Annotated in this window: 7 protein-coding genes; all 7 read right to left on the bottom strand. The window is 67.8% G+C overall.

The window, feature by feature from the left end; all coding sequences use genetic code 11:
- Positions 1-176, bottom strand: a 176-nt coding sequence (locus GF405_07945) for a hypothetical protein (GenBank protein ID MBD3368085.1), incomplete at its 3' end; no start/stop codon positions are given.
- Positions 177-189: 13 nt separating this feature from the next.
- Positions 190-2271, bottom strand: a complete 2082-nt coding sequence (locus GF405_07940) for a PASTA domain-containing protein (protein MBD3368084.1) — start codon at positions 2269-2271, stop codon at positions 190-192.
- Positions 2213-2593 (bottom strand): cell division protein FtsL, encoded by a 381-nt coding sequence (gene ftsL, locus GF405_07935; protein ID MBD3368083.1) that lies wholly within the window; start codon positions 2591-2593, stop codon positions 2213-2215. Before ftsL ends, GF405_07940 begins: the two co-directional genes overlap by 59 nt.
- A 40-nt stretch (positions 2594-2633) precedes the next feature.
- A complete protein-coding gene (gene rsmH / locus GF405_07930; GenBank protein ID MBD3368082.1) occupies positions 2634-3572 on the bottom strand; it encodes a 16S rRNA (cytosine(1402)-N(4))-methyltransferase RsmH in 939 nt (312 codons plus the stop codon).
- A gap of 66 nt (positions 3573-3638) precedes the next feature.
- Positions 3639-3998 carry an STAS domain-containing protein gene (locus GF405_07925; GenBank protein ID MBD3368081.1) on the bottom strand — a complete coding sequence of 120 codons (360 nt, stop codon included), beginning with the start codon at positions 3996-3998 and terminating at the stop codon, positions 3639-3641.
- A 79-nt stretch (positions 3999-4077) separates the two neighbouring features.
- On the bottom strand, positions 4078-4548 hold the full coding sequence (gene mraZ / locus GF405_07920) for a division/cell wall cluster transcriptional repressor MraZ (protein MBD3368080.1): 471 nt from the start codon (positions 4546-4548) through the stop codon (positions 4078-4080).
- Between the two features lie 206 nt (positions 4549-4754).
- The coding region (locus GF405_07915; protein MBD3368079.1) for a hypothetical protein at positions 4755-8687 on the bottom strand (3933 nt) is incomplete at its 5' end.

Below are 8687 nucleotides of genomic sequence, written 5' to 3'. Positions count from 1 at the left end.
CTTCCGTTCCCGACACGACGGGAGTCGTACTCGACCGACGTGATGCCGACCGCTCCCTCCGGACCGGGGTCACGGACGTCGACCGCCTCGAGGAGCCTCCCGAGAGCGACGCGCCGTCCGCCCGTCGCTGGGTCTCCGGACTGTCCAGGGTTCCTGCTCACCAGCGTCTCCATCATCGATTCCGTCCCGTCACGGAGAGCAGCGCACGACCACCCGGTCGCCGGGTTCGACCGACGAGCCCGGTCGCGGTGACTGCTCGCGTACGAGACCGCTTCCCTCGAACCTCAGTGAGAGCCCCCGCATGGTCACCTCGCGGCGGGCCGCCCTGATACTCATCCCGCGAAGGTCGGGCAGCTCCACGCCCGCATCCTCGTCCATCCGCTCGACCGCGGCGATGCACGTGACCGGCGCGATGTCGGCCCCGAGCCACGGCGCGCCTCCGGTGTTGACGGCCGCGGGTTCCTTTCGAGCCGCCGCGTAGCGCCGGAGACCACCGCGAGCGTCTCCCGCGTCGGCCGGGCCGAAGACCAGTTCATGCCTGGGACCGCGCACGACACGCTCCATGATCCGACCGAAGACCGGTGCAGCGACCTGGCCTCCGAGGCCCCTTCCTTCCGGCTCGTCGATCACGACGAGGCAGACGATACGGGGATCGTCAACGGGCGCCACTCCGGCGAAGGACGACACGAAGCGTCCGGCCGAGAAGCCGTCGTCGCCGGGGACCTTCTTCTGGGCCGTGCCCGTCTTGCCCCCGACCGCGATCTCCGCGACGGCGGCGTTCCCGCCCGTTCCGAACTCGGTGACGGCTGCCATGAGGCCGAGAAGCGTCTCCGCGGTCTCAGGCTCGATGACCTGACGGACGACGGTCGGCCGCGTCTCCTCGACGACGCGCCCGTCCTCGTCGACGACCGCCTGGATGACGCGCGGCTCCATCAGGTAGCCGTCGTTGGCGACCGCGCCGTACGCCAGCGCGAGCTGGAGCGGCGTCGCGGCCAGCTCCTGGCCGATGGCGATCGTCGGCAGCGACCTGCCGCTCCACGCGGACGGCTCGCGCAGGACGCCTCTCACCTCGCCCGGCAGCATGATGCCCGTGTGGCAGCCGAAGCCGAAGCGGCGAGCGAACGTGTAGAGCGGCACCCTGCCGATCGACTCGGCGATCTGCGCGAAGCAGACGTTCGACGACTTGGCGAAGGCGTACGTGAAGTCGAGCCAGCCGTACTCGTGGATGTCGTGGATCGTGCACCAGGGGAACCGCATCGAGCCTCGTCCCGCGTGGTAGACCGAGGTGAGCTCTGCAGCGCCGGTCTCGAGGGCCGCGGCCGCCGTGATCAGCTTGAAGGTCGAACCGGGCTCGAACTGGTCTGTGATGACACGGTTTCGCTGGCTGGCCACCGAGTAGCGCGACGGGCAGTTCGGGTCGTAGTCGGGCCACGACGTCATCGCCAGGATGTCGCCGGTCCGCGGGTTCAGCATGACGACCGACCCGCCCATGGCCTCGTGCTCCCGTACGGCGCGTCTGAGCTCGACCTCGGCGATCTCCTGAAGCTCGGCGTCGATCGTCAGGACGACCGAGTGCCCGTTCCGCGGCGTCACCTCCGTGCACGCCGGCGTCGGCGTCCGCAAACCGCGCGCGTCGACGTAATAGCAGACGACCGCCTCGGAGCCCGTCAGCAGCGAATCGGCCTGAAGCTCGACGCCCGAGAGCCCGCGCCCGTCGAGGTCGGTCATCCCGACGACGTGACACGCGCGCCGCCCGTGGGGATAGACGCGCTTGCTCTCCTTGTGGAAACCGATGCCGTCGAGCTCCGCCTCCTTTAGCCTCGACGCGACATCGGGCGGGACCTGGCGCTCGATCCAGACGAACGTCTGGTCGGACGCGAGCTTCCGCCTGTACTCGTCGACGCTTCCGCCGAGGGTCGAGGCGAGCGTGCGCGCCGCCGTCATCGGCGCGTCGACCTCCCCGGGATGCGCGTAGACCGACTCGACCCGCAGGTTGCCCGTCAGCGGCGTCAGGTTTCTGTCGTAGATCGTGCCTCGCTCGGGAGAGAGCTTCACGCGCACCACGTGCTGGCGCTCGGCCCGGCCGGCCAGCGCCTTGCCGTGGACGACCTGGATGGTGAACAGCCTCACGACGATGAGCGCCCAGACGAGCACGCCCACGACGAAGGCCGCGTGCAGACGTCGGATGTGTGCGCCCTCCGTGGTGGGCCGCCTATCCGTCCGTCGACTCAACGCGCTCTCCCTCCACGAGGTCGATCGTGCGGGCCTCAAGCGACGTGCCGCCCGAGCCGATCACCACGACCTCGTTCTCTCTCGGGTACCTCATGCCCAGGTGCTCCGCGGCGTACTCCTCGATCCGCGCCCTGCTCGAGAGCTCGGAGCACCGCATCTCCAGAAAGCCGATCTCGGCACGGAGCTCCTCGCGCCGCGCCTTGAGGTCGTCGATCTCCGACGCCGTCCTGGCCGCCGACACGTGCTGCCAGACGCAGACGATGCCGGTCGCGAGCGCCGCGCTCCAGAGGATGAGCCCGCGCGTGTGGATCGACGCGCCCATCCTGTTCGTCAGTCGTCCGATGATCCCGCGGCGCTTCACGTCTTCTCCCCTGCCGGAACGGTGCGGCTGGACGCCGCTCCTACGGCTGCTCGCCCTCGGCCAGTCTCTCCGCCGCCCGGAGCTTCGCCGAGCGGGCCCTCGGGTTTCCGTGGACCTCGGCGTCCTCGGGCCTCTCGACACGCTTCGTCAGGATCCTGAGCGTCGGCTTCCTGCCGCAGACGCAGTGCGGCAGGTCCTTCGGACAGGTGCACGGCCGCTCGGAGCCTACGAAGAAGCGCTTGACGATCCGGTCCTCGAGCGAGTGGTACGAGAGGACGACGATGCGCCCTCCCGGTCTCAGGACATCGACCGCGCCCTCGAGTCCCCGTCGGAGGTTGTCGAGCTCATCGTTGACGGCGATCCGGAGCGCCTGGAACACGCGCGCCAGCGTCTTCGTCTTCCGACCGGGCTTCGTCTTGAGGACGGCCCGTTTCAGATCGGAGGTCGTCTCGAGCAGCCCGTCGTGCTTCGCCTGCAGGATGGACCTGGCGATCGGGTGCGCCCGTCGCTCCTCGCCGAACCGCTTGATGATGGCCGCGAGGTCGCGCTCGGACGAGCGGCTGATGACATCGAGGGCCGACGCACCGACGGCGCGGTCGAAGCGCATGTCGAGAGGACCGTCGCTGGAAAACGACAGCCCCCTTTCGGGGGCGTCAAGCTGGAGCGAGGAGTACCCGAGGTCGAAGAGGACCCCGTCGACTTGACCGATCCCTTCCTCAGCGACGATCTCCTTCAGGGATCCGAAGTTGCCCTGCCGGAGCGTGACGCGTGAGCCGAAGGTGTCGAGCGCGGCCTGGGCGGTCACCAGCGTCTCCTCGTCCAGGTCGATCCCCAGCAGGCGACCGGAGGGCGCGTTCAGAAGAACCTGGCGCGCGTGGCCTCCCCCGCCGACCGTGCAGTCGACGTAGAAGCCATCGGTGCGAGTCACCAGGAACTCGACCACCCTGGCCGCCATCACCGGATGATGGACAGGCCCCATGAGATTCCGTTGTTTCAGTTGTGCGTTATTCGGCGCAGGGGATCCCTCGCGGCGGCTGCGTCAGCGCTAGTTCGCTCGCGGCGTTGAAGCGACAGCGTATCCTGGACGCAGTACCGTGTCGGGATCGACTGTTCTCAGATGGCCGCCGAGGCCCGCCAGGAGCAGAATGTTCCTGACGTAGCCGGACACGCCGGCCAGACTGAGTTCACCGTTGTGCGACCGAACGAGGTCGAACTCCCTCGCCAGCATCCCCGCATGCCGGTAGCTGACGTGCTCCACCCCGCTCATGTCGAGAACGATCCTCCTGCGACGTCGCGTCAGGAGGCCGACGAGATGCTCGTGCAGCCGACAAAAGTCCATCCCCTCGATGGTCCCAGCCATCGAGACGACGGCCCTCTCATCGCGCACACTCGAACGGATCGTCATCGCGTCAGGCCCTCTTCGTCGTCGGGACGTCCCGCGCGCCGCTTCCCCGGGACCGACGAGTCGGCCCCGGCCCGGACGGTCAACCTTCGCCGCCCGTCTCGGTCCTGGCGTGCTTCCAGACGTCCTCGGAGATCTCCTCGAACGTTTCGTCGGACTCGGTGTCGTACTGCTCGCGCACGGTCGGGTTCCATATCTCGATGTGATGGAGCACGCCGTTCACGAGCACCTCTCCATCGAGCTTCGCGAACTCGCGGAGAGGCTGAGGCACCATGACGCGGCCGTGACTGTCGACGACGACGGGACGCGCGTGCTCGAACATCGAACGCACGTAGCGCCGTGCGCGGCTCGACGTGAAGCGAAGCTGACTGAGCTCCGCCTCGACGAGCTCCCACTCCTCCATCGGATAGAGGTAGAGGCACTGGTCGTGGCCGCGCGTCATCATGAACGTCTCTCCGACCGCCCGCCGAAACTCGGCAGGCACCGAGACACGCCCCTTCGTGTCCATCGTGTGCCGGTAGGAACCCGAATATGAGGTCACGGCTCGCGTCATGGCTCTTCCCACTTCATCCCACTCTGCTTGGGTGACGGGTGATGTTAGCCACTCGGTCAGGAGCTGTCAAGCGGAATCACGCCTTTTTCTAGACTTTTTTCGGGCGCAGACGGCATCCGAAGGCGGTGGGATGCAAGAAGCCGGCCCAGAGGGCCGGCTCTTGCTTTTGGGGCAGTTCTGTGGCGCGGGCGCGGCTCTGCCGGCACCTACTTGATGAGGATCATCCGGCGCTCCGTTGCCGCGTCGTGCGACGTCAGGCGGTAGAAGTAGACGCCCGACGAGACCGGGTGGCCGTCGTCGTCACGTCCGTCCCAGAGAACCGACTGCTTCCCGGGCCGTGCCACGCGGTCGACCAGCGTCCGCACGACCGATCCGTCGACGTTGTAGATCCTCAGGGTCACGCGCTTCTCGTCCCTCCTGAGGCCCGGGACCTCGTACGTGATCGTGGTCATCGGGTTGAACGGGTTGGGGTGGTTCTGCTCGAGCCGGAGAGGATGCGCGTCGACCCACTCGGGCGTATCGTGCACGCCGACCGGGTCCTCGTGTCCGTAGAACTGCGTGCGCGCGGCATCGTGAAGGAACATCCCCCACTCGACCCCCTCGCCGTCGTCGTAGAGTCCTTCGCAGTCCCAGACGTAGACCGCCGTGTCCATTCCCCCGACGATGACCTCGTTGTCGCCGTCTCCGTCCAGATCGGCCACGGTCGGAGTGCTGTTGACCTCGGCATCCGTCCGGATCGGCCAGCCGCCGGGTACCGTCCCGTCCGCGTTCCAGCAGTAGACGGCGCCGTCCTTGCAGCCCACGACGATCTCGAACTCCTCGTCGCCGTCGATGTCGGCGACGACCGGACTCGAGAGCGTCCCGTCCGGGAGATCCTGAGGCCAGCCGTGGAGCGTCGTACCCTCGTGGTCCTTGATGAGCATCCGGCCGTCCGACGAGAGGATGACGACCTCGAGGGTCCCGTTGCCATCGATGTCGGCGAGCACCGGCGACGGGGGAAAGTCCCCGGAGATGGTGACGACGACCGGCCAGCCCGGCATCGGTGTCCCGTCGGCTTCGACGAGCCAGACCTTTCCACCCTGCGCGGAGACAGCGATCTCCATCGCGCCGTCAAGATCCACGTCGCCGATCGCCGGCGATGTTTCCGAGCGTCTCGAAACGTAGATCGGCCAGCCGGGCAGGCGCGACCCGTCCGCGTTCCAGCCGAAGATGCTGTCGCACGTCGACGACTGGAAGATCTCGGGACTCCGGTCTCCGTCGACGTCGGCCACCGCGGTCGACCCGTAGCACCACTCCGAGCTGAGCGAGCGGAAGCGCCCCATCGTCAGGGGATCGCCGTCGCCGTCCATGTACTCGGAGCCCGTGCCGTGCCAGCAGTAGAGATACCCGTCGGAGCAGGCCTGAAGGACCTCCGAGCGGCCGTCTCCGTCGAGGTCGGCCAGCGCGGGACTGGCCCAACAGAATCTCATGGTGGCCGTCGGCCAGCCCGGCACGACCGAGCCGTCCTCGGCGTTCCATGCCCATACCTCGTAGATCGGATCCGAGTCGGACCCGACGTTCTGCCAGGCCGGAGCCACGATCTCGAGCCCCGGGTCCCCGTCGATCTCGCCCACGGCGGGCGACGCCCGATAGCCCCCGGTCCCGTCGACGGCGAAGACCCCGTTCGTCCTCGGGTCACCGTCACCGTCCATGTACTCGAGCCCGTCGTGGTGCCAGGCGTAGATCTCGACGGAGGCGACCACGATCTCCAGGTCGCCGTCACCGTCGAGGTCGGCGACCGCCGGGCTCGCGTACATGCTGCCCGACGTCTGCAGAGGCCAGCCCTCGAGGCTGGGCGGGTTCGTCGAGAGGTTCAGCGTCTCGGAACGGGCGCCCCGGTTGCCCGACGAGTCGATCGCCGCAACACAGTAATGGTAGACCGTGTTCTCAAGCAGCCCCGTATCCTCGAAGTACCCGATCCGCCCCAACGGTCCGCCGTTCGCACGCACGTATGGCCCCGACGGATCCTGCGAGCGCAGCACGTCGTAGCCCATGAGGTCGGCATCGTCGACCGGGGTCCACGCGAGCTCGATGGTCGTGCCCTTGACGTCCCCCCACAGGCTGTCGCTGACGCCGGGCGGGGCGAGGTCGAGGAACGACGTCCACTCGCCTCCCCGACCGTCGCTCAACTGCAGCCGGAGATGCGAGTTCAGGGCGCCCGCGATGTCCACGGTGAACCCACCGGTCCCGAGGGCGGAAGCACCAGCGATGAGATCGCCCCAGGTGTCGAGACTGTCGGTGACCGTCGCCTCGGGACCGGGGTAGTGAAGGACGCCGTGGAGCCCCACGGCGACACCGTGTCCATCGTTCGCGATCTCGAGAAGGAGATCGACGGTCTCACCGACCTCGGCGACGCCGTCGCCGTCGCCGGCTGAGTCGTCGATCTCCGTCGTAAGCACGCGAACCTCGGGCGCAAAGAGCCTGACGGCGAACGTGTCTGCGCGGACCGCTCGAAGGCCGTCGTCGATCTCCAGCGTGAAGACCGCGTCGTGCTCGTCGGGCGCGCTCTCCGACACGGCCAGCCGGAAGGCGGCGGGGACGGAGATGGTGGCGCCGGGTCCGAGAGTGCCGGTCGTCGCCGTGTCGTCTTCGATCGTGACATACGGATCGCTCGTCGAGAGCGTCGCCTGAACGGAGGCCGCCGCGACGCCGTCGTTGGCGAAGACGACGTCGAGCTCCACGGTCTCGCCGGCCTCGACGGCGCCGTTCCCGTTCCCGTCGCTTCCACCGGAGCCGTCATCGTCGATGCTCCAGGAATCGAGCGCCAGCACGGCGTTCTCGGCCGGCAGGACGTCGACCGTCGCCTCATACGGGAAGTAGTCCAGAGCGGTCACGGTCAGCGCCAGCGACCCCGTCGTCCTCGCGCGCACGGGCACCACGGCCTCTCCCGAGGGGCCGGTCAGGGCGTACGCGTAGACCTCGTCGCCCTTCTGAACACAGACCAGCGCCCCCTCGACCGGGTCGGGATCGGCGACGGACACCGTGATGCTTGAGTCGCCGACTCGGCAGTCCGTGTCGTGCGCGACAGCAAAGGTGTCGATCCGCCCAGTGTAGATCGGCAACTCGGGATCACCAAGATAGAGCAGCGACAGCTGGGACCACCGGTCGGTGTTGTCGGTCCCCGACTCCGCCTGGCTCGCGTGGCGTGCCTTGCACTCGGCGAAGACACTCCCGGCCCGCGGGTCGGCATCGGTGTAGAGGATGTCGAGCCAGTCCCAGTAGTAGTGCCTGAGCGTGGCCGGGAACGCGTAGCGCGTCGGCCCGACGGCGGCGACCCCGCCGCCTGTCGGATTCTCGATACAGCGCTCCGCGATGCAGTCGAAGTCGATCGCCGCGCTCGTGCAGTTGAGAAGCCAGAAGACGGACGCCTTCGACCGGCCGTTCGCGAAGGTGGACATGTCGCTCATCGTCAGATAGTTGTTGTAGCCGACACGCAGAATGTCCTTGTTCCCGTGTCCGACGTGCGTGACGACGTTGTAGCCGCGTTCGATCGAATCGGCGGCCGCGACCTGGTCCAGCGGATACGATTCAGGGAACTCCTCGTGGTTGGCGAACAGCTTGACCTCGTGGAGCTCGTCCGGCACCGACGAGGGCAGTTTGTTGATGATGTCCTCCCCGCCGTCGAAGCTGTAGGCTCCGGACTGCCAGTCGTACGGGAAGAGGACCTCGGCGAGGTAGAGATTCCGATCCGTGAAGTGGGGCGTCGGAGCCTTCTCGTACGTCAGGCACTTGTCGACGAAGACCTCGGCACCGACCGCGTCGGTGACGGGTGCCCGTCCGACCAGGATATCCGGATAGAGATCGACGCTGTCGCCCGGGGATGTGATACCGCGATCGGCCTCACCGAAGAGATCGTCGCCGTCCCCGTTCCAGTTGCCGTCGAGATCGCTGAAGTAGAGGTCGGCGGGGATGCTGTCTCCCCCGTAGTAGCCCGTCCACGCGTACCGCACCGGGACGACGTTCGTGTCACCTCCGAGGAGGACGTAGGTCGTGCCCCACGTCGCGTACGCGTCCTGGAGGAACATCCGGATCCGCTCCGCCGTGTCCGAGCCGCCCGTGTAGTTCGACTCGATCCACGACACCGTCCGGATCACCGTCGG

The organism is Candidatus Effluviviaceae Genus V sp. (assembly GCA_014728125.1).
Lineage (GTDB): Bacteria > Joyebacterota > Joyebacteria > Joyebacterales > Joyebacteraceae > WJMD01.
This window is presented reverse-complemented; position numbering and strand designations above follow the sequence as displayed.